Here is a 24,382-nt window from a genome sequence, read left to right as displayed (position 1 = left end):
CTACGCCTCCGGGGCCTCGAACTTGGACGTGCGCCGCATCCCGGCGGCACGCCCCTTCCCGGAGATGACCAGCGCCATCTTCCGGCTGGCCTCGTCGATCATCTCGTCGCCGAGCATCGCCGAGCCCTTCTTGCCGCCCGCCTCGGACGTGTAGTACTCGTACGCGTCCAGGATCAGTTCGGCGTGGTCGAAGTCCTCCTGGGAGGGCGAGAAGACCTCGTTGGCGGCCTCCACCTGGCCGGGGTGCAGGACCCACTTGCCGTCGAAGCCGAGGGCCGCGGCGCGGTTCGCGACCTCGCGATAGCCGTCGACGTTCTTGATCTGGAGGTAGGGGCCGTCGATCGCCTGGAGGTCGTTGGCGCGGGCGGCCATCAGGATCTTCATCAGGATGAAGTGGTAGGCGTCCGCCGGGTAGCCGGGCGGCTGCTCGCCGACGACCAGGGACTTCATGTTGATGGACGCCATGAAGTCGGCCGGGCCGAAGATGATCGTCTCGACGCGCGGGGAGGCCTCGGCGATCGCGTTGACGTTGTTGAGGCCGCGCGCGTTCTCGATCTGCGCCTCGATGCCGATCCTGCCGGCTTCAAAGCCCATCGTCTTCTCGATCTGGGTGAGCAGGAGGTCGAGGGCGACGACCTGGTCGGCCGTCTGCACCTTCGGCAGCATGATGCAGTCGAGGTTCTGGCCCGCGCCCTCGACGACGGTGACGACGTCGCGGTACGTCCACTCGGTCGTCCAGTCGTTCACGCGCACGACCCGTGTCTTGCCCGTCCAGTCGCCCTCGTTGAGGAACTTGACGATGGTGTGCCGGGCCTCCGGCTTGGCGAGCGGCGCGCAGGCGTCCTCCAGGTCCAGGAAGACCTGGTCGGCGGGGAGGCCCTGGGCCTTCTCCAGGAAGCGCGGGTTCGAGCCCGGTACGGCCAGACACGAGCGCCGGGGGCGAAGACGGTTCACGGTCATGCGGGGACCTCCAGAGGGTCGAGCTTGTTCGCTTTCCGGATCTCGTCGACGATACGGCCGATGATCTCCGTGATGCCGAAGTCCTTGGGTGTGAAGACGGCGGCGACACCCGCCGCCAGCAGATCCTCGGCGTCGCTGTTGGGGATGATGCCTCCCGCGATGACGGGAATGTCGCGCGCGCCGGCCTCGCGCAGGCGGACCAGGACGTCCGGCACCAGCTCGGCGTGCGAGCCGGAGAGGATCGACAGGCCCACCGCGTGCACGTCCTCGGCGAGCGCCGCGTCGACGATCTGCTCGGGCGTGAGCCTGATGCCCTGGTAGACCACCTCGAAGCCGGCGTCACGGGCGCGCACCGCGATCTGCTCGGCGCCGTTGGAGTGCCCGTCGAGGCCGGGTTTGCCGACCAGGAAGCGGAGCTTGCCGGTGCCGAGGTCGGCGGCCGTCTTGGCGACCTTCTCGCGGACCAGGGCGAGCGGCGTGCCCGCCTCGGCGGTGACGGCCACGGGGGCGCTGGAGACGCCCGTGGGCGCCCGGAACTCGCCGAAGACCTCCCGCAGGGCACCCGCCCACTCGCCGGTCGTCACACCGGCGCGTGCGCACTCCAGTGTGGCCTCCATGAGGTTGCCCGTCCCCGCGGCCACCTCCTTGAGGTTCTCCAGGGCCTTGCACGGGCGGGGGTGGTTGAACGGCGGCTGCCAGCGGTGGTCGCGCCAGTGCCGCAGCGCGTTCACGACGTTCGCCTCGACCGCCGGGTCGACCGTCATGATCGCCGCGTCCAGGTCCGAGGTGAGCGGGCTCGGCTCGGTGGACGCGTAGGAGTTCACGCCGACGATCTTCTCCTCGCCGGACTCGATGCGCGCCCGGCGCTCGGCGTGCGAGGAGACGAGCTGCGACTTGAGGTAGCCGGACTCGACGGCGGCCATCGCGCCGCCCATCCGCTCGATGCGGTCCATCTCGGCGAGGGACTCCTCCACGAGGGACGCGACCTTGTCCTCGATGACGTGCGAGCCGTCGAAGATGTCCTCGTACTCCAGTAGGTCGCTCTCGTGTGCGAGGACCTGCTGGATGCGCAGCGACCACTGCTGGTCCCAGGGCCGGGGCAGGCCGAGCGCCTCGTTCCAGGCGGGCAGCTGCACGGCACGCGCGCGTGCGTCCTTGGAGAGCGTGACGGCCAGCATTTCGAGGACGATCCGCTGGACGTTGTTCTCGGGCTGCGCCTCCGTCAGGCCCAGGGAGTTGACCTGCACGCCGTAGCGGAAGCGGCGCTGCTTGGGGTCCTCGATGCCGTACCGCTCGCGCGTGACCTGATCCCAGATCCGCCCGAACGCCCGCATCTTGCACATCTCCTCGATGAAGCGGACACCCGCGTTCACGAAGAAGGAGATGCGGGCCACGACGTCCCCGAACTTCTCCTCGGGGACCTGCCCCGAGTCGCGCACGGCGTCGAGGACCGCGATGGCGGTGGACATCGCGTACGCGATCTCCTGGACCGGGGTGGCCCCCGCCTCCTGGAGGTGGTAGCTGCAGATGTTGATGGGGTTCCACTTGGGGAGGTTGGCCACCGTGTACGTGATCATGTCGGTGGTCAGGCGCAGGGACGGCACCGGCGGGAAGACGTGCGTCCCGCGCGACAGGTACTCCTTGACGATGTCGTTCTGCGTCGTCCCCTGAAGCTTGGTGATGTCCGCGCCCTGCTCCTCCGCGACCACCTGATAGAGCGCCAGAAGCCACATGGCGGTGGCGTTGATCGTCATCGAGGTGTTCATCTGCTCCAGGGGGATGTCCTGGAACAGCCGTCGCATGTCGCCGAGGTGGGAGACCGGTACGCCGACCCGTCCGACCTCGCCCCGGGCGAGGATGTGGTCGGGGTCGTAGCCGGTCTGTGTGGGCAGGTCGAACGCGACCGAGAGGCCCGTCTGACCCTTGGCGAGGTTGCGCCGGTACAACTCGTTGGACGCCTCCGCCGTGGAATGACCGGCGTACGTCCGCATGAGCCACGGCCGGTCCTTCTGGCGCTCTGTCATGTCCCGCTGCTCCTTAGGGCGTCAGACGTTGCGGAAGCGGTTGATCGCGTCGATGTGCTCGGCCCGCAGCTCCGGGTCGCGCACCCCGAGGCCCTCCCGGGGGGCGAGCGTGAGGACGCCGACCTTGCCCTGGTGGAGGTTGCGGTGGACGTCGTAGGCGGCCTGGCCGGTGTCCTCCAGGGAGTACACCTTGGAGAGGGTGGGGTGGATCTTGCCCTTGGCGATCAGGCGGTTCGCCTCCCACGCCTCGCGGTAGTTGGCGAAGTGCGAGCCGATGATGCGCTTCAGGGACATCCACAGGTAGCGGTTGTCGTACTCGTGCATGTAGCCCGAGGTCGAGGCGCAGGTGGTGATGGTGCCGCCCTTGCGGGTGACGTAGACGCTCGCGCCGAAGGTCTCGCGGCCGGGGTGCTCGAAGACGATGTCGATGTCCTCGCCGCCGGTCAGTTCACGGATGCGCTTGCCGAAGCGCTTCCACTCCTTGGGGTCCTGGGTGCGCTCGTCCTTCCAGAACTTGTACCCCTCGGCATTGCGGTCGATGATCGCGTCGGCGCCCATGGCGCGGCAGATCTCGGCCTTCTGGGGGCTGGAGACGACGCAGATGGGGTTGGCGCCGCCCGCGAGCGCGAACTGTGTGGCGTACGACCCGAGTCCGCCGCTCGCGCCCCAGATCAGGACGTTGTCGCCCTGCTTCATGCCGGCGCCGTTGCGGGAGACCAGCTGGCGGTAGGCGGTGGAGTTCACCAGGCCGGGCGAGGCCGCCTCCTCCCAGCTCAGATGGCCGGGCTTCGGCATCAGCTGGTTGGACTTGACGAGCGCGATCTCGGCGAGGCCGCCGAAGTTGGTCTCGAAGCCCCAGATGCGCTGCTCGGGGTCGAGCATCGTGTCGTTGTGTCCGTCGGAGGACTCCAGTTCGACGCTCAGGCAGTGCGCGACGACCTCGTCGCCGGGCTTCCAGGAGTTCACTCCGGGCCCGGTGCGCAGCACGACGCCCGCCAGGTCGGAGCCGATGATGTGGTACGGCAGGTCGTGGCGCTTGGTCAGCTCGCTGAGCCTGCCGTAGCGCTCCAGGAAGCCGAAGGTCGCCATCGGCTCGAAGATCGACGTCCACACGGAGTTGTAGTTCACCGAGGAGGCCATGACGGCCACCAGGGCCTCGCCCGGCCCGAGTTCGGGGATCGGCACGTCGTCGAGGTGGAGCGACTTGCGGGGGTCCTTGTCGCGCGTTTCCAGGCCCGCGAACATCTCCGTCTCGTCCTTGTGCACGGTGATCGCGCGGTACGAGTCGGGCAGGGCGAGAGCGGCGAAGTCGGCGGGCTTTGCGTCCTGCGACTGAATCGCGTCCAGGATTTCCTTCACGGTGTTGCCTCCGGCTAAGAAGCGGTCTGTGGAGAACGCTGCTTGACGTTACGGGGGTTCTGGTGGGGCTCTGGAGGTGTGCCGTCGGTTCGGCTGAAGATGGTGCTCGGCAACGCCTTGGTGGGGCGTGGGAGGTGCCTGTGACGCAGGCGTCCGGACGCGCAAGCCGTGGCTTGAGGGGACAGCCGACGTACGGAGGATCTCTGTACGCCGGCCGCCCGGACAACATCAACGTATGGCACCGCGTGCCAGTGAGCAAGACACTCGGTGCCAATATTTTTTGACCGATGATCGATCAGTGCAGGTCAGAGGGGGTGGGGGCATGGCTGAGGGGCTGCTACCGGCCGGTAGCAGCCCCTCAAAAGCCAAGGACGAAATGGGCAGAACGGGCTAAGAGGCGTGCTCTCTGAGCGCCTTCTCGATGGTTCGCATGACCTCGTCGAGGGGAGCGTCGGTTCGAGCCACCGTGACCAGAACCTCACCCTGCGCGGAGACCGCCGCCGGAGCCGCCGGGGGCAGCGTCTCGCGGCCCGCGCCGATCCCCGTGCCGAAGGTGCGCCGCACGATCGCGAAGGCGTGGTCCAGGTGGTTCTCCACGTCGCCCTGGCCGCCGGCCCGCAGCCAGCGCCGCAGGACGTGGTTGTGGGCGGTCACCACGGCCGAGGCGGCGACCTCGGCGAGCAGCGGGTCGTCGTTGCCGTCGTGGTGCGCGTGCTCGTCGAAGTGGCCGAGGAGATAACGGGTGAAGAGCCGTTCGTAACGGGCCACCGAGGCGATCTCGCGCTCACGGAGCGTGGGCACCTCGCGGGTGAGGCGGTAGCGCTCCACGGAGACCGCGGGGGAGGCCGCGTACATCTTCATGACTTCCTTGATGCCGCGGCACACCGTGTCCAGCGGGTGCTCGTGCGGCGGCGCCGCGTTCAGCACCGCCTCCGCGCGGATCAGGGTGTCGTCGTGGTCCGGGAAGATCGCCTCTTCCTTGGAGCGGAAGTGCCGGAAGAACGTCCGGCGGGCTACGCCCGCGGCAGCGGCGATCTCGTCGACCGTCGTCGCCTCGTACCCCTTGGTCGCGAAGAGCTCCATGGCCGCCGCCGCCAGCTCCCTGCGCATCTTGAGCCGTTGGGCGGCGGCACGGCTGCCCGCGGCGCTCTCCGGGGCGTCGGGCGTGGCGGGCGTACGTGAGGACTTGGCGGCCTTGGACATGTCACGAACGTACTGCATATGCGCGGCGCGGTGCTCCCGCGGGACGGGGCCGCCCGACGGTTCGAGCAGCCCGCCCCAGTCCGTCCGTGCCCCCGGGCACTCCTCGGCCGGCTCAGCGCCGGGCATATTCGCGGAAGCCCCGGCCCGTCTTGCGGCCGAGGCAGCCCGCGGCCACCAGGTGTTCGAGCAGGGGCGCCGGGGCGAGGCCGGGGTCGCGGAACTCGCGGTGCAGGACCTTCTCGATGGCCAGCGAGACGTCCAGGCCGACGACGTCCAGGAGCTCGAAGGGGCCCATGGGGTAGCCGCCGCCGAGCTTCATCGCGGCGTCGATGTCGTCGAGCGTGGCGTAGTGCTCCTGGACCATCTTGATCGCGTTGTTGAGGTAGGGGAACAGCAGCGCGTTCACGATGAAGCCCGCCCGGTCGCCGCAGTCCACCGGGTGCTTGCGGACGCGTGCGCACACCTCGCGGACCGTGGCGTGCACGTCGTCGGCGGTCAGCACGGTGCGGACCACCTCGACCAGCTTCATCGCCGGGGCCGGGTTGAAGAAGTGCATGCCGATCACGTCGCGCGGGCGCGTGGTGGCGCGGGCACAGGCCACCACCGGCAGCGAGGACGTCGTCGTCGCGAGGATCGCGCCCGGCTTGCAGACCTTGTCGAGCGCCGCGAACAGCTGCTGCTTGATCTCCAGATCCTCGGCGATGGCCTCCAGGGCCAGATCGACGTCGGCGAACGCCTCGTACGAGCCGGCCGGAGTGATCCGCTCCAGGGCCTGGGCCGCGGCCTCCGCCGTCATCCGGCCCTTGTCGACAGAGCGCGAAAGGGACTTTCCGACACGGGCCTTTGCCGCCCCGGCCTTCTCGTCGGTGCGCGCGGCGAGGACCACGTCGTAGCCGGCCTTGGCGAAGACCTCCGCGATGCCGGACGCCATCGTCCCGGACCCGGCGACACCGACGGAGCGGACCGTACGTGCCTCACCGTGCCGCGCGCCCTCCAGCGGGGTCAGCGCGTCGGGCACCACCTCCGCGCTGCCCGGCTCGTCGTACGTGTAGAAGCCGCGGCCCGTCTTGCGGCCGGTCAGGCCCGCCTCGCTGAGCTGCTTGAGGATGGGCGCGGGCGCGTGCAGCCGGTCGCGCGACTCGGCGTACATGGCCTCGAGGACGGTGCGCGCGGTGTCGACGCCGATCAGGTCGAGCAGCGCGAGCGGGCCCATCGGCAGACCGCAGCCCAGCCGCATCGCGGCGTCGATGTCCTCGCGGGAGGCGTACTTCGCCTCGTACATCGCGGCGGCCTGGTTGAGGTAGCCGAAGAGCAGCCCGTCGGCGACGAAACCGGGCCGGTCGCCGACCGCGATGGGCTCCTTGCCGAGGGCGTGCGCCAGATCGGTGACCGCGGCGACGGCGGCGGGCGAGGTCAGCACGGACGAGACGACCTCGACGAGCTTCATCGCGGGCGCCGGGTTGAAGAAGTGAAGGCCCAACACGCGCTCGGGGCGGGCCGATTCGGCGGCGAGGCGGGTCACGGAGAGCGCGTTGGTGCCGGTCGCGATGATCGTGTCGGGGCGCACGACGCCGTCGAGCTCGCGGACTATCTGCTGCTTGATCTCGTACGACTCCGGGGCGACCTCGATCACCAGGTCGGCGTCGGCCGCGGCCCGCAGGTCGGTGAAGGTGCGGAAGCGGGCGAGGACGTCGCGCCGCTCCTCATCGGTGAGCCGTTCGCGGCGCACGGCACGGGCCGTCGAGGACTCCAGGGACGTGACGGCCTGGGTGGCCGCCGCCTGGCTGATGTCGATGCCGATGACCTCACGGCCCGCACGGGCCAGGACCTCGGCGATTCCGGTGCCCATCGTGCCCAGGCCGATGACGGCGACAGTGTTCAAGGGAGTGTCCATGCGTGGACTCCATTAAGAGAGTGACGACTGTGGGGCGCACGCGGACACGTTAACTGTCGCAGGGCGTGCGGAACTTGAAGGTGTCGTGTCCCGGGCGGCGCAGAGTCCACGCCCGGTGAGGTCGGCCGGCCCTGTCCCGGGCCATGCCGTACTGGATACCTGAGGTACCGAACCGACTTGCACCCACGACGGCTGCGTCACCAGGCCGTCATGAGGAGGTGCTCACGGGGAGTGTGCCCCGCTCACATGAGGTTAACCGCCGGGTAACGAGCGCGCCAGTCCATGGCGAATCCCGGTCTCTGTGATCTACATCGCGACCGCCGGGTGAGGCGACCGCCGGGTAAGGCTTAGGCTCGCGGCCATGGATCAGGAGTTGCGGACGGTGACGGAACGTTTACGCCGTGAGGCGGGGGCCTCGCGGGAGTACGAGAGGCTGGTCGCGTCCGGCGACCTCGATGAGCTGGCCGAGGTGCTCGTCTCTCCCGGGCAGCCACTCTGGGCACGGGAGTTGGCGGCGGTCCGGCTCGGCGTCGCCGGTGACCGCAGGGCCTTCGAGTCGCTCGTCCTCCTCCTCAACCATCGGGACGCCCCGCGGTGCGCCGCGGCGGCCCACGCCCTGGCGCGGCTCGGCGACCCGCGCACGGCGCGTGCGGCGGCGGCCCTCGCGACGAACGAACTCCGTGTCGCCTACGCCCTCTACCCGGTGCGGCTCCTGACGGAGCTGCGCGCCCCCGAGTCGGCGCCCGCGCTGATCACCACCCTGCGCCGCAGGCTCGCGCCGCACGACCCCTACGGCAAGATCGCGCTCGCCTGTGTGGAGGGCCTCGGGGCGCTGGGCGACGGGCGGGCCCGCCCGGTACTGACCGAGGCGCGCGGCCACCCCCGACTCGCGGCGGCGGCCTCGGCGGCGCTGGCGCGGCTGCCGGAGTGAGATGGGGTGGCGAGGCTGCCGGGGTGAGGCGGGGGTGGGCCACGGCCGCGCCGGGGGAGGGGCTGCCGGGGTGAGATGGGGGTGGCGAGGCTGCCGGAGTGAGGCGGGGGTGGGCCACGGCCGCGCCGGGGGAGGGGCTGCCGGAGTGAGGCGGGGATGGCGAGGCTGCCGGGGTGAGGCGGGGACGGCGAGGCTGCCGGAGTGAGACGGGGGGCGGCGCGGCCGCCGGGTGTGGGGCGCCGGCGCGCGCCGGGTGCTGTGGGCTCAGCCGAGACCGAGGGCGTAGCGGACATCGGGGACCGGCGTGCCGTCGATCTCGTCGGGTTCGCGGGCGCCGTCCGGTGCGAACCCCGCCCGTTCGTAGAAGCGGCGGGCGCGGAGGTTGCCCTCGACGACCCACAGGCGCAGCCGGGTGTATCCCGCGGCCGCGCAGCGGGCCAGGCACTCCTGGGTCAGCGTGCGGCCCACGCCCGTGGAGTACTGCGCGGGGTGGACGTACAGCGCGTACAACTCCGCCTCGCCCGGCGGTAGACCGGCATCGCGCGCCGGTCCGAAGCAGGCCCAGCCGACAATCCGCCCGGTGCGCTCGGCGACCAGGTCCACGCTCGCCCCGTGGCCGCGTGCGAGCCGCTGCCGCTGCTGGGCGGCGCCCTCCTCGACGCTGAGCGCGTCCAGGAACGGCTGGGGCATCAGACCGGCGTAGGCACTGCGCCGGCCGAGCACGCGGATCTCGGCCACGGTCGCGCAGTCCGCCCCGGTCACCTCCCGCGTCAGCACGTCCGGCATCTACTCGGCCACCACCGCGAACGCCTCGATCTCCATCAGGAACAGGGGGTCGACCAGCGAGGCGACCTGCACCGCCGAGGCGGCGGGGAGCCGCCCGGTGTCCAGGAAGGCGTCCCGGGCGGCGCGGACCGCCGGCATGTGCGCCATGTCCGTCACGAAATACGTCAGCTTCACCACGTCGTCGAAGGTGGCGCCCGCCGCGGCGAGGCAGCGCCGCAGGTTCTCGAAGACCTGGCGGGCCTGCGCCGCCGCGTCGCCCTCTCCGACCAGCTCGCCGTCCTCGTCCAGGGCCAACTGGCCGGAGACCGCTATGAGTCGGCCCGATCCCATGACGACGTGGGTGTACGCGGTGGCGGGGGCGACGCCGTCGGGGGCGCTGATGTGGGTAAGTCGGCTCATGACCTCATGGTGGACCACGGCACTGACAACGCCCCGCGCCCGGTCCCGGAGGAGCCGCCCCCTAAAGCAGCGTCAGCTGAGTCGGTCCGGCCGTCGGCCCCGGCTCCGGCTCCTCGGGCACGCGGATGCGGCGCGCGGCGCCCGGGCGGGTGAGTCCTGAGCGTGTGGGGTCCGAGCGTGCGGGGCCGATGCCGAACTCCTCGGCCAGCTCGTGCACGTGCCGCGTGACGCGCCGCTGGTACCACTTCGGGGCGTAGGCCCCCTCCGCGTACAGCCGCTCGTACCGCCGCACCAGGTGCGGATGGTGCCGACCCACCCACTCCATGAACCACTCGCGCGCCCCGGGCCGCAGATGCAGCACCAGAGGCGTCACGGAGGTCGCGCCCGACGCGGCGATGGCCCGCACCGTGGCGCGCAGCTGGTCGGGGTGGTCGCCCAGGAAGGGGATGACGGGCGCCATGAGGACCCCGCAGCCGATGCCGTGCTCGGTCAGGGTGCGAATGACGTCCAGGCGCCGCTCGGGGGCGGGCGTGCCCGGCTCGACGGTGCGCCACAGCTCGTGGTCGGTGAAGCCGACGGAGACGGAGATGCCGACGTCCGTCACCGCGGCGGCCTGCCGCAGCAGATCGAGGTCGCGCAGGATCAGCGTGCCCTTCGTCAGGATCGAGAAGGGGTTGCCGCGGTCGCGCAGGGCCTCGATGATCCCCGGCATCAACCGGTAGCGGCCTTCCGCCCTCTGGTAGCAGTCCACGTTCGTGCCCATGGCGATGTGCTCGCCCTGCCAGCGGGGCGAGGCGAGCCGACGCCGCAGCAGTTCGGCGGCGTTGACCTTGACGACGATCTGGCTGTCGAACCCGAGGCCGGTGTCCAGGTCCAGATAGCTGTGGGTCTTGCGCGCGAAACAGTAGACGCACGCGTGCGTGCAGCCCCGGTACGGATTGACCGTCCATTCGAACGGCATACGGGACGCGCCCGGCACGCGGTTCACGATCGACCTGGCCCGGATCTCGTGGAAGGTGATGCCCGCGAATTCAGGGGTGTCGAAGGTCCGTGTCGTCACCGCGTCCGCGCCGAACAGCGCGGCATCAGCGGTGGTCTGACGCGGCCCGTCGGAGAGGTTCTCCCAGCGCATGACGCCTCCTCGGTAGCACTGATCCCAGAATAGAACACATGTTCCCTTGATGTGCACGGTCCCTTGAGCGTGCGTCGGTGGCGGGCGCGGGCCGGCGGCGCTGTTTGATAGCGTCCCGTCAAGCGCGATACGCGCGACCCGCACTGCGGCGAGGGAGGTTGATGAATATGGCCCGCCGGACGCTTCATCGCCATGCCCTTGTCCGGGTCGCCCGAGCCTGAAGGAACCAGCCTGAAGAGGCGGGGCTCACCGCGAGCGGCCCGGTCGTCACAGAAAACGACCTGGAGTGTCGCGTGTCTTCTTTCTCCCTCACCACCGCCGAGCTGACCACTGAACGTCTCGTGCTGCGGGCCTGGTCCCGAGGCGAGGTCGCCGACGTCCTCGCCGGGCGCCGCCCGGCCCACTGGGCGCAGGACTTCCCCGCCGACGGCGACCGTGTCATCGCGGGCGTCATCGCCGAGCAGATCGCCGAGGGTCCTGGCGACCCCGGTGACCCCGGCGCGCACGGCCACCGGCTGATCATCGAACGCGAGAGCGGTCTCGTCGTCGGGTCCGTCAGCCTGCTGCTGCCGCCGAGCGAGGGCTCGGTGGAGTTCGGCTACGGCGTCATCGCCTCCCGGCGCGGCCGCGGCTACGCCCCGGAGGCCGCCCGCGCCCTCGTGGCGTACGCCCTGACCTCGCCGGACATCACCACCGTCCACGCCGATGTCGAACTCTCCAACCCGGCCTCCGTCCGCGTCCTGGAGAAGGCCGGGCTGCACCGCTGGAGCGATGACGGGACGACGGCCCGGTTCCGGGCGACGGGGACGGAGGCGTCCCGCCGCTAGCCGAACCGGATGCGCCGGGTCCGGCGACGGGCAGGTCGAACGCGCGATGCGTGAGCGGAAGCATGCTCGTAGAGTTCCTGTCCGTCGCCGCCCCGGCCGCGCCGCCGGGAGGCCCCGTCGGCTGCTCGCCGCCGCCTTTGGGCTCGCCTCGGTGGTCACCGCGCTCCTCGCCAACCTCATCAACAACCTGCCCGCCGTCCTCGCCAGGTCCCGCGGGCCGGGCTGAGGGGGCCCGCCGAGGCGGCCCCGATTTGGGGGGCCGGTGCGCCGGGTGGTTGGCTCTCCCTGAACTCCCCGAGAAACCAAGTGCTGGAGGAAGTGCAATGGCGCAGGTCGAGGCGACCACGGAGCGGATCATCGCGGCACAGCCGGACGACGTCTTCGACGCACTGGCCGACTACAGCGGCACGCGCGGAAAGATCCTTTCGGAGCACTTCAGCGAGTACGAGGTGCGCGAGGGCGGCGACGGCGAGGGCACCCTGGTCCACTGGAAGCTCCAGGCCACCAGCAAGAGGATCCGCGACTGCCTCCTGGAGGTCAGCGAGCCCACCGACGGCGAGCTGGTCGAGAAGGACCGCAACTCCTCCATGGTCACCACCTGGACCGTCACCCCGGCCGGTGAGGGCAAGGCCCGCGTGGTCGTCTCCAGCGTGTGGAACGGCGCGGGCGGCATCGGCGGCTTCTTCGAGAAGGCCTTCGCGCCCAAGGGCCTCGGGCGGATCTACGACGCCGTCCTCACCAACCTCGCCGCCGAGGTGGAGAAGTAGCACCGGCCGTCACCGGCCAGGAGGGAGAGGGGGTGGCGGGTTCGCTCGCCGCCCCAACTCCCGTGTAACCCATCAGGGTTGACTTCACGCTCACCGTTTCGAGTGGTTTTCCGCTCGGCCCCGTTGTACGCCGTAGGGCTCCGACCGGCGCTTACGTCCGTGAGGCCCGACAAAAGGGCGACTCGTCGCGCTTGCTCACAGTTGTCGCGTAATGCGAGAAAGCTGGCGGCGCAGGCGCGACGAAGGGGAGCAGTACGTGGGTGGGACGACGCTGGTGAAGGCCGCCGGGCAGGACGGCGAGGCGGCCGCGGAGACGACGGCCGCGGAGACGGCGGACGCGGCGCCCGGTGGACAGGGGGCGGGACAGCCGCCGCCCCCGGCCCCCGATCCGACGGCGCAGGGGCTCAGCCCCCGCCGCGTACGGATGGTCTTCTTCGGGCTGATGCTCGCGCTGCTGCTCGCCGCGCTGGAGCAGATGATCGTCGCCACCGCGCTCCCCAAGATCGTCGGAGAGCTGCACGGCCTGGACAAGATGTCCTGGACGATCACCGCCTATCTGCTCACCTCCACCATCGGACTGCCCATCTACGGCAAGCTCGGTGACCTCTTCGGGCGCAAGGGCGTCTTCCAGTTCGCGATTCTCGTCTTCGTCATCGGCTCCGCGCTCGCCGGATGGTCCCGGACGATGGACCAGCTCATCGCCTTCCGCGCTCTCCAGGGCGTCGGCGCGGGCGGCCTCATGATCGGCGTACAGGCGATCATCGCGGACATCGTGCCGCCCCGGCGGCGCGGCCGCTACATGGGCCTGATCGGCGCCGCGTTCGGCCTCGCCTCGGTCGCGGGCCCCCTGCTCGGCGGCTTCTTCACCGACCACGCCTCCTGGCGCTGGTGCTTCTACTTCAACGTGCCCTTCGGCCTGGTCACGCTCCTCGTCGTCACCCTCGTCCTGAAGCTGCCCAAGCGCACCGGCAGGCCCCGGCTCGACGTGCTCGGCGCGCTGCTGCTCGCCGCCGCCTCCACCTGCCTGGTGCTGCTCACCAGCTGGGGCGGGACCCAGTACGCGTGGGGCGACCGCGTCATCGTCGGGCTCGGCGCCGGCGCCGTCGTGACGAGCCTGCTCTTCCTCGTCGCCGAGAAGTACGCCGCAGAACCGATCATCCCGCTGCGCCTCTTCCGTGATCCCGTCTTCAACATCACCTCTCTTGTGGGCATGGTCGTCGGAATCGGCCTCTTCGGAGCGGCCAGCTATCTGCCGACCTTCCTCCAGATGGCCGACGGCGCGAGTGCCACCGAGTCCGGCCTCCTGATGCTGCCGATGATGGGCGGCGTCGTCGGCGCGTCGATCGTCTCCGGACAGCTCATCAGCCACACCGGGCGCTACAAGATCTATCCGGTGCTCGGCGGTGCCCTGTCCGTCGTTGGCATGTGGCTGCTCTCGCGGCTCGAAGCCGACACGCCGCGGCTGGAGTACAGCGTCTGGATGGCCGTGCTCGGCGCGGGCATCGGCCTGGTCATGCCCGTCCTGATCCTCGCCGTGCAGAACGCCGTACGCCCCACCGACCTCGGCACCGCCACCAGCGCGCACAACTACTTCCGGCAGATCGGCGGCAGCGTCGGAGCCGCCGTCTTCGGCACGCTCTTCGCCGACCGGCTCGCCGACGCCCTCGCGGACCGGCTCCCCGCCGGATCGGACAAGGTCCTGCCCGACCCCGAGTCCCTCACCCCGCAGCTCGTCCACGCGCTGCCCGCGCCGCTGCGCGAGGGCTACATCCAGGCCTACGCCGACGCGATGCCGCGGATCTTCCTCTATCTGGTGCCGGTGCTCGTCCTCGGCATGCTGCTCGCCTTCTTCCTCAAGGAGATCCCCCTGTTGTCCAGCGCCACCTCCCCCAACGCGCCCGCCGCCGAGCCCACCCCCATCCCGCACGCCCGTACGACGACGTACGCGGCCGGGGTCCCCGTCTGCGGCACTGTGCAGCACCCCGACGGCACCGTGGTGCCCCGCGCGGCCCTCACCCTCATCGACGTGGCCGGGCGGCAGATCGGACGCGGCGCGAGCGGCGAGGACGGGCGGTACGCCCTGGCGACGCCGGGATCGGGGTCGTTCGTGCTGATCGCGGCCGCCGGCGGACACCAGCCGCAGGCGGTCACCGTCACCGTCGGCGAGCGGCCCGTCGAGCTCGACGTGGTACTCGGCGGCGCGGGCCGCCTCGCCGGGACCGTGGTGACCGCCGACGGAACGCCCGTCAGGGATGCCGCCGTCACCCTCACCGACGTCCGCGGAGAGGTCGTCGCCACCACCCGCAGCGGCCGCGAGGGCGGCTACGTCATCACGGAGCTGGTCGCGGGCGAGTACACCCTGGCCGCGAGCGCCCCCGCGTTCCGGCCCGCCGCGCTGCCCGTCACCGTGCAGGCCGCCCGCGAGACCCGCCAGGACGTGGAGCTGGCGGGCGGCGCGGTCCTGCGCGGCGCCGTGCGGGCGAGCGCGGGACGAGTCGTCGAGGACGCACGCGTGACGCTGCTCGACGCCGCGGGCAATGTCGTCGACACCCTGACCACCGGAGTTGACGGCACCTTCCGCTTCGTCGACCTGTCGTCCGGCGAGTACACCGTCATCGCGGCGGGCTACCCGCCGGTCGCCACCGTCCTCCAGGTCGCGGGCGGCGGCCGCACGGAGCGGGACCTTCAGCTGGGCCACGAGGACTGACGTCGCTTCAGGACCGGCATCGCGAGGACCGGCGTACGGGAGGCCGGGGCGCCAGGGGGGCGTGCGCCGGGGGTTTTCCGGCCTCGGTCAATTCCCGCATTGCCCCGCACGGCAACCCGCGCCCGCCGTACGGTGGTTGGTGGCGGCCCAGATCTTGTGCTGCCGCGGGAAGGAGCACGCGTCATGGAACGAGGCACTCCGGACGGGTCGGTGGCAGAGGGTGCCGCGGCCGGACGCATCCCCTTGGCCGTGGTCGTCGTCGACGGGGCGGGACTCGTCTCGCACTGGAGCGTCGGGGCGCGCCGCCTCTTCGGGTGCGCCAAGGAGGAGGCCGTCGGCCGTCCCGCCGGTGATCTGCTCCCCGTACACGGCGCGATCCCCGAGGACCGCGAGCCCTATGGGGCGTACGACGGCCTCGGACCCGACCTGGAGACCTCCCTCGACGGACGCATCTCCTACCCGGCCGCGGGCCGGGCGCGGCTGACCGAGCCGGGGCACGGCGGCAACCGCGTCGACGTGCTCTGGTGGGCGTATCCGCTGATCGGACCCGGCCCGGAGCGGCTGCTCGTGCTCGCCGCCGACGCCGCCCGGCTCGCCGCGCCCGAGGGGGCAGAGGGGTCCGCGGGCGGCCGGGACGAGCGCGGCGAGCAGGTCGAGCGGATCGTGCCCGGCTTCGCCCTGCACACGGACTTCCCCGGCGCCGACGAGCTGGCGGGCCGGCTGCCCGAGATCCTGCCGAGCATGAGCGTGGGCGAGAGCTCCCGCATCGTCGCCCAGGTCCTCGAACTGGGCTACCCCGTCCTGGAGTACAGCCAGCACGACCGGGTGCCCGTCACCCCGGACTGGGGCGTGGCCCGCCGCACCGAGCGCAAGGCCCGCAGGCAGCGCGCCGAACAGGCCGCCGCACGCGGACTCCCGGCGCCCGCGCACGACCAGGACGGCGCGGACGGCGCCGACGACGAGGGCGAGGACCTTGAGTACGTGGCGGTGCGCGAGCGCCTCGAATTCCTCAACGAGGTCAGCGGGCGCATCGGTTCCTCGCTCGACCTGTCCCACACGATCATGGAGGTCAGCAGGGCGGTCGTGCCGCGCTTCACGGATGTCGCGGGCACCTATCTGCGTGAGCAGGTCGTCGCGGGCGAGGGTTTCCCCGAGGGCCCGCCGGACGAGACCACGCTCTGGCACCGGGTCGCCGTGGAGCACACCGACGAGCCGGGCCGCTGGGACGACGTCGTGCCGGTCGGCGAATCGATGCCCTTCCCGGCGCATACGCCGTTCTTCCAGTGCATGACCTCGGGCGACCCGGTCCTCGTGCCGCGCATCACCGAGGAGATGGGCAACGCCATCGCCTCCCAGTTCGAGAAGCGCGACATCCGCCCGCTGATCAACCACCGCTCGATGCTCGTCGTACCGCTCAAGGCCCGCAATGTGGTGCTGGGCTTCATGATCCTGCTCCGCCACCGGGAGCGGCCCGTCTTCAACGACATGGACCGCGTCACCGGCGCCGAACTGGCCGCCCGCGCGGGCCTCGTCCTCGACAACGCCCGCATGTACACCTACCAGGAGAGCGTCGCCGACACCCTCCAGGACAGCATGCTGCCGCACATCCAGCCCCGCATGGCCGGCTGCGACATCGCCACCCGCTATCTGCCGGGCACGCTGCTCGGCCGCGTCGGCGGCGACTGGTTCGACTCCGTCAAGCTGCCCGGCTCCCGGACCGCGCTCGTCGTCGGCGACGTGATGGGGCACGGCCTCAACTCCGCCGCGATGATGGGCCAGATGCGTACGGCCGTACAGACCATGGCCGCCCTCGACCTGCCGCCCGAGCAGCTCCTGCGCAACCTCGACGACCTCGCGCAGCGCCTCGGCGAGCACTATCTGGCGACGTGCCTGTACGCGGTCTACGACCCGATCGCGGGCGAACTGAGCCTCGCCAACGCCGGGCACATCCCGCCCGTCCTGGTCCGCGCGGTGGACGGCCGCAGCGAGCTGCTCGACCTGCCCACCGGAGCGCCGATAGGCGTCGGCGGTGTCCCCTTCGAGTCGGTCCGGGTGCCGGTGGCGCCCGGCGACCGGCTGCTGATGTGCACCGACGGCCTCGTCGAGGTCCGCGGCGAGGACATCGGCGTCGGCCTCGCCACGCTCACCGAGTCCGCCGCGCACCCCGCCGCCTCCATGGACGCCGCCTGCGACACGATCATCCGGGCGCTCGCCGTGACATTCGCCGACACGGGCCGCGGCGGCCGCAAGGACGACGTGGCGCTCCTGATGGCCCGGCTCAACGGCATCGCGGCCGAGGACGTCGCGCAGTGGCGGCTCGCCCTCGACCCGAGCGAGGTGAGCAGGGCCCGCGAACTGGTCCGCGAGCAGCTGCGGGCCTGGTCGCTCGACGCCCTCGCCGACACCGCCGAGCTGCTCGTCAGCGAGCTGGTCACCAACGTCGTGCGCCACTCCCGCAGCAGCCGTCTCGACCTGCGGCTCGTCCGCTCCGGGGTGCTGCTGTGCGAGGTCGAGGACGACGACCACACGCTGCCCACACTGCTCAGCGCGGGCCCGGCCGACGAGTTCGGGCGCGGTCTGCGCGTCGTCAGCGCGCTCGCCAAGGAGTGGGGCACGAGCCGTACGAACTCCGGCAAGACGGTCTGGTCCGAACTGGCCCTGCCGCGACGCTAGTTCGCCTGGCGGGGCGCGCGGTGCGCGGACCCGGCGGGGAACGTGCCGGATGAGCCGTGAAGGATCGCGCGGGCACCTTGTCCATGGACCCGGGGCGCGGTAGACCGATCTTGCCGTCGGCTTCGGCGGCTGTCGTCGCACCCTGGGGAGCTGGGCATGAGCGTCACGAGTCGGTACAGGGAGGCCTGGGAGGGGTTCTGGCGGGAGGCGTCCGACGAGCAGGGCGCCGTGTTCTGGGACGCCGAGCCCGCCGTCACCGTCGGCCCCCATCTCGCCCTGTTCGAACCGCACATGGTCGCGGCGGGCCTGCCGGTCGTCGACCTCGGCTGCGGCAACGGCACCCAGACCCGCTTCCTCGCCGACCGCTTCCGGCGCGTCCTCGGCGTCGACCTGTCCGCCGCCGCCCTCGCGCACGCCCGGCACGCGGACCCCGCCGACCAGGTGGACTTCCGGCAGCTCGACGCCGCCGAGAAGAGCCAGGCGGCCCAGCTCCACGCCGAGTTCGGCGACATGAACGTCTATATGCGCGGCGTACTCCACCAGTGCGAGCCCGACGACCGCCAGCCGCTCGTCGACAGCGTCGCGACGCTGATCGGTGAGCGCGGCAGGGCCTTCCTCGTCGAACTGTCCGAGACGGCCAAGCCCGTCCTGCTGGGCCTCGCGCAGAGCCCCGCCGGCCCACCGCCGAAGCTCGCCCCGGTCTTCGCACACGGCATCGCGCCCGCCGAGGTGATCGACGAGGCCGTGCCCCGGTATGTCGCCGCGGCGGGCCTCGGCATCCTGGACGGTGGCGAACTCCCGCTGGCCACAACGGAGTTCGCCCCGGACGGCACCCGCATCGAACTGCCGTCGAAGTGGGTGGTGTTGGGGCGGGCCGGCTGATACCGCCCGGGAGGCGGGAGCCCGCGATGCCCGGCATGATCACCCGGGTGCGCCCGCCACGGCGGGATGAGATGGGATGAACGCGTACTGCCGGGACCGCCGGGCCTTGCCGCTCCGCGATCCGGGCAGACCGCGACCGCATCGTCATCACACGGAAGACGCCAACGCATGAATACGCCGCCAACGCCGCCAACGCCGCCAACGCCGCCCACGTCGCCGACGCTGCCCACGCCGCCGACGCTGCCCACGCCGCCCACGTCGCCAGCGCCGCCCATGCCCTCGACGCCGCCCGGCGCGGCACGCGCTGGCGGTTCACCTGTCCGGATCGGCGCTCTCGTCCCGTTGACTCGGCCCGGCTGGGTCGAGGCGGGCCGGCACTTGCTCGCCGGACTCGAACTGGCCGTTCGCGACGTCAATGACGCCGGCGGGATCGTCGGAAGACCACTTGAGCTGATGGTGCGGGACACCGCGGCAGACCCGCGCAGGGCCGAGGCGGCCGTGGACGAACTGGCGCGCCTGGGCGTGGCCGCCCTGGTGGGGGAGTATCACAGCGTCGTCGCTCGCACCGCTGCCACCAGGGCCGACGCCCTCGGCCTGCCGTTCCTCTGCTCGTCGGCGGTGCTCGACGCGCTCACCGAACAGCCGACGGAGTGGGTCGCGCGCCTCGCCCCGCCGCAGTCCCGCGGCTGGCAGGAGTACGCGGACTTCCTTCTCGGCGCGGGCCACAGCCGTATCGCCGTAGCGGCCCAGCCGAGTGTCTACTGGGCGTCCGGGACCCGCGTCCTTCGGGACCACCTCGCTCCACGCGGCGGGACCGTCGTCGAACTCGACATGAGCGCGCTCACCCCTGCGGACGTGTGCGACGCACTCGCCGACAACGGGGCGACGGCCCTTCTTCTTCTGGCCGGCCACCCGGAGCCGGCGGTGTCGATCGTCAAGTCCGTCCGCGGTGACCAGCGCCTCGCCGAGATCCTGATCGGTGCTCCGGCCGGGCAGCCGGAGTTCGCCGAGTGGGCGACGCTGCTGGGCGACGACGGCGCCGGGGTCCCGTTCCTGCGCTACCTGCCCGAGCAACTCACCCCACTCGGCGTACGCGTCGGGACGGCCCTGCGCGAGCGGCTGGCCGAAGCGCCCTCCTTCGTCGGCTTCGAGGGCTACGACGCGGTCACCGTCCTCGCCGAGATGCTGCGTACTCACTTGCGTACTCACGGCACGGACCGGGCGCGCACCGCCGAATCCTGGCCGCGCGTCGCGGTCGAAGGCACCCGAGGGCAGATCCGGTTCTCCCGCATGCCGGGCATCAGCGTCTGGCAGTGGGCTGGGGCGCCGGTCCAGGTCGTCGACCGTGATCCGGCGGAACCCGATCGTTTCCGGATCCTTCGGGTGGCGCCGGCCTGACAGGCGGGCGGCCCGCCCGGGCCCGGGCGGAGGGGAGGACATCGCCGGAGAGCGGAAGGCCGAGTCCGGCGACCGCCCGCGCGACCAGGCGGGCCATCCGCGTCGCCCCGTACTCCTGGAAGTGGGTGTTGTCCTGCACCCCTTCCGGGAAGTTCGGGTACTGCCCGGGGGCGAGCCACAGGAACACTTTCTTCGAGGCCTCCACGCCGATCCCGTCGAGGTAGGCGCGGGAGAGCGCGGACAGATCGATCAGCGGGACGCCCTCCTCCGCGGCGACCGCCTTGGCGGCCGCCACATATGCGGGGAAGGAGACGTTGAACCGGCCGGTGGACGGGTTGTAGTCACGGCGCGAGACGGGCGTGACGACGACCGGCGTCGCCCCGCGGGCCCGGGTGGCGCGGATGTAGTCGTGGCGCAGGTACTCCTTGTAGTCCGCGGGCGGGGTATAGCGTTCGGGCCTGCTCGCGGTGGCGTCGTTGTGGCCGAACTGGACGAAGAGGCAGTCACCCGGCTTGATCACCCGGTGGATGGCGGCGAGGCGGCCCTGCTCGATGAAGGAGCGCGAACTTCGCCCGCCCAACGCGTGGTTGGCGACCGTGACGGCCGGGGTGAAGCAGCGGGGGAGCAGCTGACCCCAGCCGGCTTCGGGGTGGTAGGAGGCGTTGTACGTCTGTGCCGTCGAGTCGCCGGCGATGTAGAGGGTGGCGGCAGCGGCCGCCGTCGGGTCCCCGGCGGCCTGTGCGGCGGGTGCGCGGAGCACGCCGAGCCCGGCGAGGCCGAGCGCCGCGGCGCCGCCCGCGAGGAATCGGCGTCGGCCGGTGCGCGGCGTGATCGGTGGGGCAGTCGCTTGGCGGCCCATGAACCACTCCTGGAGATCGGGTCGTTGAACGGTCGGTCATGGGTTGCCGCCGGGATGCGAAAGGTTGCGGGGTGTGGGCGGGTGATCGCGAAAGTGGGTGGCGGTGACCAGGTGTCATTGAAGTTCACCTCAAAGAAATTAAGTGTGACACGTCGACATCTTAAAAAACTCAAGGTACAAATGAATGACGAACGGGTCGCGGGTCGCGGGTCACGCGTCGCCAAGGGAAGGGAGCCGAGGGTGGACTGGCAGGAACTGACGGACCTGACGCAGGGGCGGTCGTTCGTGGTCGAACGGGTCCGCCTCGTCGACAGCGGCGTCGCGGTCGAGGGTCAGTTCGAGCCGCCGCAGCTGGCGCGACTCGGCGCGGATGACCAGGTGTTCGTCGCCGCGTTCGTGCGGTCGCACGGTTCGATCAAGGAGATGGAGCGGATCTTCGGGGTGAGCTACCCGACGGTCAAGTCCCGGCTGAAACGGATCGCCGAGGCCCTCGACTTCATCGACACCGACCCGGCGCCCAGCGGAGCCGACGTCATCGACCGCCTGCAGCGGGGAGAGATCAGCGCTCAGGAGGCCCTGGCCGAGTTGGAGCGCGGCCGATGATCCCCCAGCTGGTGATGGTGCGCTACCGCCGTGCCGACGGCCGTCGGCGGCGGCTGTACGTCCCGGTTCTACCGGTGGCGCTGGTGCTGTCGCCGCTGCTGCTGCTCGCCGTGCTGGGCGGAGTGATCGCATGCCTCGCCACCCGGGTCAGTCCGGTGGGCGCGCTGCGCGGCGCGGGGCAGTTGCTGTGGGCGTTGCCTGGTACCCGGTTCGAGCTTGAGCAGGGCCGAACGGCATTCCTGGTAAGCGTCAGATGAGTCGCATGAGTCGCATGAGCGCATGCATCACATGAGCGCATGCGTCGGATGAGTCAGATAAGTCGGAGGGGAAGAGTAACGATGGACGAGCAGCGCCGCCAGATCCTGCACATGCTGGCCGAGGGAAAGATCACGGCAGACGAGGCCGAGCGGCTGATCGACGCCCTCGAACGTGAACAGCCCCAGCCGGCGCAGTCGCCGCAGGCCGCCGCAGCCCGCCAGAAAGCCCGGCCCAAGTACCTGCGTGTAGTGGTGAACTCGACGGACGACTCCGGGGGCGACGCGGCGAGCCGGGTCGACATCCAGGTCCCGCTGCAGCTGCTGCGCGCCGGGGTCCGGCTCACGAGCCTCATCCCTCCGCAGGCGCTCACCAAGGTCAACGCGCACCTGGGCAAGTCGGGGGTGCCGATCGACCTCACCGAGCTGAAGCCGCAGCACCTTGAGGACCTCATCGATCAGCTCGACGAGGTCACCGTCGACGTCGACGACCCCGACGCGAAGGTGCAGGTGTTCTGCGAGTGACACCTGCCGCGGCGCCGGGTGCCGGCCCGGGTGCCGGCCTGGCCTATGGCCCGGACACGGCCTGGGCCTATGGCCCGCCCACGGCCCCGGCCCCGGCCCCGCCCACGGGCCGGTAGCCCGGCCGGTCGGCCGGTGGTCGCCCCGCCTGCGGCCGCGACCGCTGTCGTTCACCCCGTCACGCGACGGACCCGCAACGTCCCTGACTTCAGCCTTCGAATGGAGAAGTTCATGCCGTCTTCTGTCATGCCCACATCCAAACGCGTCGACGATCGACAGTCGCCCACCGCCGTATCCGCCACCGGCCTGCGCAAGTCGTACGGCGACAAGACCGTTCTCGACCGCATCGATCTGACCATCCCGGCCGGGTCCGTCTTCGCGCTGCTCGGACCGAACGGCGCGGGCAAGACCACCGTCGTCAAGATTCTCTCCACGCTCATCGGAGCGGACGGCGGGCAGGCCCAGGTCGCGGGTCACGACATCGCCACGTCACCGGACGGGGCGCGGGCCGCGATCGGTGTCACCGGGCAGTTCTCCGCCGTCGACGGCCTGATCACCGGCGAGGAGAACATGCTCCTCATGGCCGACCTGCACCACCTGTCCAAGCGCGAGGGACGCCGGGTCGCCGCCGAACTCCTGGAGCGCTTCGACCTGGTCGAGGCCGCGAAGAAACCCGCCTCCACCTACTCCGGCGGCATGAAACGCCGCCTCGACCTCGCCATGACCCTCGTCGGCAACCCCCGCATCATCTTCCTCGACGAGCCCACCACCGGCCTCGACCCCCGCTCCCGCCACAACATGTGGGGCATCATCCGCGAGCTCGTCTCCGACGGGGCGACCGTCTTCCTCACCACCCAGTACCTGGAGGAAGCCGACGAACTCGCCGACCGCATCGCCGTCCTCCACGACGGGAAGATCGCCGCCGAGGGGAGCGCCGAGGAGCTGAAGCGGCTGATCCCCGGTGGACACATCCGGCTCCGCTTCACCGACCCGGCCGCCTACCAGTCCGCCGCCACCGCCTTGCGCGAGGCGACCCGCGACGACGAAACCCTCACCCTCCAGATCCCCAGCGACGGCAGCCAGCGCGAGCTGCGCTCCATCCTCGACTGGCTCGACTCCGCCGATATCGAGGCGGACGAACTGACCGTGCACACCCCCGACCTCGACGACGTCTTCTTCGCCCTCACCGGGCCGGCCCACGCCGTCAACCAGCCCAAGGAGAAGAACGTCCGATGAGCGCCCTCTCCCTCGCCGTCCGCGACTCGAACACGATGCTGCGCCGCAACCTGCTGCACGCCCGTCGCTACCCGTCCGGGACCCTGAACCTGCTCCTCACGCCGATCATGATGCTGCTGCTCTTCGTCTACATCTTCGGCGACGTGATGAGCGCGGGCATCGGCGGCGGCGGCGCCGACCGCTCCGACTACATCGCCTACATCGTCCCGGGCATCCTGGTGATGACCATCGGCAGCACCGTGATCGGGGCCGCGGTGTACGTATCCATGGACATGGCCGAGGGCCTCATCGCCCGCTTCCGCACCATGGCCCTCTACCGCGGCTCCGTGATCATCGGACACGTCGTCGGCAGCGTGTTGCAGTGCATGATGAGCGTGCTCCTCGTCGGCGCCGTCGGCGTGGCCATCGGCTTCCGCTCCACCGGCGCCACCGCCCTGGAGTGGCTGGCGGCGTTCGGACTCCTCGTACTCTTCGCCCTGGCGCTCACCTCGATCGCGGTCGGGATGGGCATGGCAAGCCCGAACCCGGAGGCGGCCAGCAACATGGCCATGCCGCTGATCCTCCTGCCGCTCGTCTCCAGCGCCTTCATCCCGGCCGCAACGATGCCGGGCTGGTTCCGGCCGATCGCCGAGTACCAGCCGTTCACCCCGGTCATCGAAACCCTGCGTGGCCTGCTGCTCGGCAGCGAGATCGGCCGGAACGGGTGGATCGCGGTCGTCTGGTGCGTCGGTCTGGCCGCGCTCGGCCACCGCTGGTCGATGGCGCAGTTCAACCGGGACCTGAAGTAACCCGAACCCGGCTGACCGCGCTATGAATCGATTCACCGCGTCGGGCATCCCAGCGTGAGCCCACCCCGCCGTTCGGCCACTCGCACACGAGAGAAGCGCTTCGACCAATTCGTGCTCGAACCGTTGACGCGCCTGGCGACTCTCCCTACGTTGGCCCGGCAAGCGCTTGCCTATAACG

General features: G+C 71.1%; 22 protein-coding genes. 13 read left to right on the top strand and 9 right to left on the bottom strand.

Going from position 1 to position 24,382, the window contains the following annotated elements; all coding sequences use genetic code 11:
* The 5 genes from ACWDZ7_RS14200 to ACWDZ7_RS14180 all read right to left on the bottom strand — a co-directional run bounded on the left by ACWDZ7_RS14200 (nucleotide 1) and on the right by ACWDZ7_RS14180 (nucleotide 7,440).
* Nucleotides 1-960 (bottom strand): HpcH/HpaI aldolase/citrate lyase family protein, encoded by a 960-nt coding sequence (locus tag ACWDZ7_RS14200; protein ID WP_451796958.1) that lies wholly within the window; start codon nucleotides 958-960, stop codon nucleotides 1-3.
* On the bottom strand, nucleotides 957-2,984 hold the full coding sequence (locus tag ACWDZ7_RS14195) for a protein meaA (protein ID WP_451796957.1): 2,028 nt from the start codon (nucleotides 2,982-2,984) through the stop codon (nucleotides 957-959). Before ACWDZ7_RS14195 ends, ACWDZ7_RS14200 begins: the two co-directional genes overlap by 4 nt.
* Nucleotides 2,985-3,005: 21 nt before the next feature.
* Nucleotides 3,006-4,343 carry a crotonyl-CoA carboxylase/reductase gene (gene ccrA, locus ACWDZ7_RS14190; RefSeq protein WP_451514119.1) on the bottom strand — a complete coding sequence of 446 codons (1,338 nt, stop codon included), beginning with the start codon at nucleotides 4,341-4,343 and terminating at the stop codon, nucleotides 3,006-3,008.
* Nucleotides 4,344-4,733: 390 nt separating this feature from the next.
* Nucleotides 4,734-5,564 carry a TetR family transcriptional regulator gene (locus tag ACWDZ7_RS14185; protein WP_451797095.1) on the bottom strand — a complete coding sequence of 277 codons (831 nt, stop codon included), beginning with the start codon at nucleotides 5,562-5,564 and terminating at the stop codon, nucleotides 4,734-4,736.
* A gap of 94 nt (nucleotides 5,565-5,658) precedes the next feature.
* Entirely contained in the window at nucleotides 5,659-7,440 is a 1,782-nt protein-coding gene (locus ACWDZ7_RS14180; protein ID WP_451796956.1) for a 3-hydroxyacyl-CoA dehydrogenase family protein, read from the bottom strand.
* 361 nt (nucleotides 7,441-7,801) lie between these two features.
* On the opposite strand from ACWDZ7_RS14180, the gene ACWDZ7_RS14175 reads away from it, so the two are divergent.
* The gene (locus tag ACWDZ7_RS14175; RefSeq protein ID WP_451796955.1) at nucleotides 7,802-8,371 is read left to right on the top strand and encodes an adenylosuccinate lyase; all 570 of its coding nucleotides are present in this window, start codon (nucleotides 7,802-7,804) and stop codon (nucleotides 8,369-8,371) included.
* Between the two features lie 264 nt (nucleotides 8,372-8,635).
* Here ACWDZ7_RS14175 and ACWDZ7_RS14170 read toward each other — a convergent pair whose 3' ends face one another.
* The 3 genes from ACWDZ7_RS14170 to ACWDZ7_RS14160 form a co-directional block, all read right to left on the bottom strand.
* Nucleotides 8,636-9,157, bottom strand: a complete 522-nt coding sequence (locus ACWDZ7_RS14170) for an N-acetyltransferase family protein (RefSeq protein ID WP_451796954.1) — start codon at nucleotides 9,155-9,157, stop codon at nucleotides 8,636-8,638.
* Nucleotides 9,158-9,556, bottom strand: a complete 399-nt coding sequence (locus ACWDZ7_RS14165) for a RidA family protein (RefSeq protein WP_451796953.1) — start codon at nucleotides 9,554-9,556, stop codon at nucleotides 9,158-9,160.
* Nucleotides 9,557-9,617: 61 nt separating this feature from the next.
* Nucleotides 9,618-10,688, bottom strand: a complete 1,071-nt coding sequence (locus tag ACWDZ7_RS14160) for an Rv2578c family radical SAM protein (protein ID WP_451796952.1) — start codon at nucleotides 10,686-10,688, stop codon at nucleotides 9,618-9,620.
* Between the two features lie 293 nt (nucleotides 10,689-10,981).
* On the opposite strand from ACWDZ7_RS14160, the gene ACWDZ7_RS14155 reads away from it, so the two are divergent.
* The 7 genes from ACWDZ7_RS14155 to ACWDZ7_RS14125 all read left to right on the top strand — a co-directional run bounded on the left by ACWDZ7_RS14155 (nucleotide 10,982) and on the right by ACWDZ7_RS14125 (nucleotide 19,942).
* Nucleotides 10,982-11,515: a GNAT family N-acetyltransferase gene (locus ACWDZ7_RS14155; protein WP_451796951.1), complete on the top strand. Its 534-nt coding sequence runs from the start codon at nucleotides 10,982-10,984 to the stop codon at nucleotides 11,513-11,515.
* Between the two features lie 46 nt (nucleotides 11,516-11,561).
* Nucleotides 11,562-11,741 (top strand): hypothetical protein, encoded by a 180-nt coding sequence (locus tag ACWDZ7_RS14150; protein ID WP_451796950.1) that lies wholly within the window; start codon nucleotides 11,562-11,564, stop codon nucleotides 11,739-11,741.
* Between the two features lie 97 nt (nucleotides 11,742-11,838).
* Nucleotides 11,839-12,282: an SRPBCC family protein gene (locus ACWDZ7_RS14145; protein WP_451796949.1), complete on the top strand. Its 444-nt coding sequence runs from the start codon at nucleotides 11,839-11,841 to the stop codon at nucleotides 12,280-12,282.
* Between the two features lie 256 nt (nucleotides 12,283-12,538).
* Nucleotides 12,539-14,989 carry an MFS transporter gene (locus ACWDZ7_RS14140; protein WP_451796948.1) on the top strand — a complete coding sequence of 817 codons (2,451 nt, stop codon included), beginning with the start codon at nucleotides 12,539-12,541 and terminating at the stop codon, nucleotides 14,987-14,989.
* Between the two features lie 183 nt (nucleotides 14,990-15,172).
* Nucleotides 15,173-17,662: a SpoIIE family protein phosphatase gene (locus tag ACWDZ7_RS14135; protein WP_451796947.1), complete on the top strand. Its 2,490-nt coding sequence runs from the start codon at nucleotides 15,173-15,175 to the stop codon at nucleotides 17,660-17,662.
* Between the two features lie 156 nt (nucleotides 17,663-17,818).
* A complete protein-coding gene (locus ACWDZ7_RS14130) occupies nucleotides 17,819-18,544 on the top strand; it encodes a class I SAM-dependent methyltransferase (protein ID WP_451796946.1) in 726 nt (241 codons plus the stop codon).
* 273 nt (nucleotides 18,545-18,817) lie between these two features.
* The gene (locus ACWDZ7_RS14125) at nucleotides 18,818-19,942 is read left to right on the top strand and encodes an ABC transporter substrate-binding protein (RefSeq protein ID WP_451796945.1); all 1,125 of its coding nucleotides are present in this window, start codon (nucleotides 18,818-18,820) and stop codon (nucleotides 19,940-19,942) included.
* On the opposite strand, the gene ACWDZ7_RS14120 is transcribed toward ACWDZ7_RS14125, so the two are convergent.
* Entirely contained in the window at nucleotides 19,845-20,801 is a 957-nt protein-coding gene (locus ACWDZ7_RS14120) for a rhamnogalacturonan acetylesterase (RefSeq protein WP_451796944.1), read from the bottom strand. The two genes, ACWDZ7_RS14125 and ACWDZ7_RS14120, sit on opposite strands and share 98 nt — an antisense overlap.
* A gap of 240 nt (nucleotides 20,802-21,041) precedes the next feature.
* On the opposite strand from ACWDZ7_RS14120, the gene ACWDZ7_RS14115 reads away from it, so the two are divergent.
* The 5 genes from ACWDZ7_RS14115 to ACWDZ7_RS14095 all read left to right on the top strand — a co-directional run bounded on the left by ACWDZ7_RS14115 (nucleotide 21,042) and on the right by ACWDZ7_RS14095 (nucleotide 24,204).
* Nucleotides 21,042-21,404: a DUF2089 domain-containing protein gene (locus tag ACWDZ7_RS14115; protein WP_451796943.1), complete on the top strand. Its 363-nt coding sequence runs from the start codon at nucleotides 21,042-21,044 to the stop codon at nucleotides 21,402-21,404.
* Nucleotides 21,401-21,661, top strand: coding sequence for a hypothetical protein (locus ACWDZ7_RS14110; RefSeq protein ID WP_451796942.1), 261 nt, complete (start codon nucleotides 21,401-21,403; stop codon nucleotides 21,659-21,661). Before ACWDZ7_RS14115 ends, ACWDZ7_RS14110 begins: the two co-directional genes overlap by 4 nt.
* An 81-nt stretch (nucleotides 21,662-21,742) precedes the next feature.
* Nucleotides 21,743-22,183 carry an SHOCT-like domain-containing protein gene (locus ACWDZ7_RS14105; RefSeq protein ID WP_451796941.1) on the top strand — a complete coding sequence of 147 codons (441 nt, stop codon included), beginning with the start codon at nucleotides 21,743-21,745 and terminating at the stop codon, nucleotides 22,181-22,183.
* A 243-nt stretch (nucleotides 22,184-22,426) separates the two neighbouring features.
* The gene (locus tag ACWDZ7_RS14100; RefSeq protein ID WP_451796940.1) at nucleotides 22,427-23,416 is read left to right on the top strand and encodes an ATP-binding cassette domain-containing protein; all 990 of its coding nucleotides are present in this window, start codon (nucleotides 22,427-22,429) and stop codon (nucleotides 23,414-23,416) included.
* A complete protein-coding gene (locus tag ACWDZ7_RS14095) occupies nucleotides 23,413-24,204 on the top strand; it encodes an ABC transporter permease (protein ID WP_451796939.1) in 792 nt (263 codons plus the stop codon). The genes ACWDZ7_RS14100 and ACWDZ7_RS14095 overlap by 4 nt, the downstream gene beginning before the upstream one ends.
* The last annotated feature ends 178 nt before the right edge of the window (nucleotides 24,205-24,382 follow it).

This window comes from Streptomyces sp. NPDC003032, assembly GCF_053591415.1.
Note: the sequence above shows the minus strand (reverse complement) of the source record. Positions and strands in the feature narration are given on the sequence as shown.

Excerpts from the sequence above, each read along its gene's own strand:
- ACWDZ7_RS14160 (WP_451796952.1), bottom strand. The coding sequence starts at position 10,688 with ATGCGCTGGGAGAACCTCTCCGACGGGCCGCGTCAGACCACCGCTGAT.
- ACWDZ7_RS14150 (WP_451796950.1), top strand. The coding sequence starts at position 11,562 with ATGCGTGAGCGGAAGCATGCTCGTAGAGTTCCTGTCCGTCGCCGCCCC.
- ACWDZ7_RS14195 (WP_451796957.1), bottom strand. The coding sequence starts at position 2,984 with ATGACAGAGCGCCAGAAGGACCGGCCGTGGCTCATGCGGACGTACGCC.
- ACWDZ7_RS14100 (WP_451796940.1), top strand. The coding sequence starts at position 22,427 with ATGCCCACATCCAAACGCGTCGACGATCGACAGTCGCCCACCGCCGTA.
- ACWDZ7_RS14170 (WP_451796954.1), bottom strand. The coding sequence starts at position 9,157 with ATGCCGGACGTGCTGACGCGGGAGGTGACCGGGGCGGACTGCGCGACC.
- ACWDZ7_RS14145 (WP_451796949.1), top strand. The coding sequence starts at position 11,839 with ATGGCGCAGGTCGAGGCGACCACGGAGCGGATCATCGCGGCACAGCCG.
- ACWDZ7_RS14180 (WP_451796956.1), bottom strand. The coding sequence starts at position 7,440 with ATGGACACTCCCTTGAACACTGTCGCCGTCATCGGCCTGGGCACGATG.
- ACWDZ7_RS14110 (WP_451796942.1), top strand. The coding sequence starts at position 21,401 with ATGATCCCCCAGCTGGTGATGGTGCGCTACCGCCGTGCCGACGGCCGT.
- ACWDZ7_RS14120 (WP_451796944.1), bottom strand. The coding sequence starts at position 20,801 with ATGGGCCGCCAAGCGACTGCCCCACCGATCACGCCGCGCACCGGCCGA.
- ACWDZ7_RS14175 (WP_451796955.1), top strand. The coding sequence starts at position 7,802 with ATGGATCAGGAGTTGCGGACGGTGACGGAACGTTTACGCCGTGAGGCG.
- ACWDZ7_RS14125 (WP_451796945.1), top strand. The coding sequence starts at position 18,818 with ATGCCCTCGACGCCGCCCGGCGCGGCACGCGCTGGCGGTTCACCTGTC.
- ACWDZ7_RS14200 (WP_451796958.1), bottom strand. The coding sequence starts at position 960 with ATGACCGTGAACCGTCTTCGCCCCCGGCGCTCGTGTCTGGCCGTACCG.
- ACWDZ7_RS14095 (WP_451796939.1), top strand. The coding sequence starts at position 23,413 with ATGAGCGCCCTCTCCCTCGCCGTCCGCGACTCGAACACGATGCTGCGC.
- ACWDZ7_RS14135 (WP_451796947.1), top strand. The coding sequence starts at position 15,173 with ATGGAACGAGGCACTCCGGACGGGTCGGTGGCAGAGGGTGCCGCGGCC.
- ACWDZ7_RS14165 (WP_451796953.1), bottom strand. The coding sequence starts at position 9,556 with ATGAGCCGACTTACCCACATCAGCGCCCCCGACGGCGTCGCCCCCGCC.
- ACWDZ7_RS14130 (WP_451796946.1), top strand. The coding sequence starts at position 17,819 with ATGAGCGTCACGAGTCGGTACAGGGAGGCCTGGGAGGGGTTCTGGCGG.
- ACWDZ7_RS14105 (WP_451796941.1), top strand. The coding sequence starts at position 21,743 with ATGGACGAGCAGCGCCGCCAGATCCTGCACATGCTGGCCGAGGGAAAG.
- ACWDZ7_RS14185 (WP_451797095.1), bottom strand. The coding sequence starts at position 5,564 with ATGCAGTACGTTCGTGACATGTCCAAGGCCGCCAAGTCCTCACGTACG.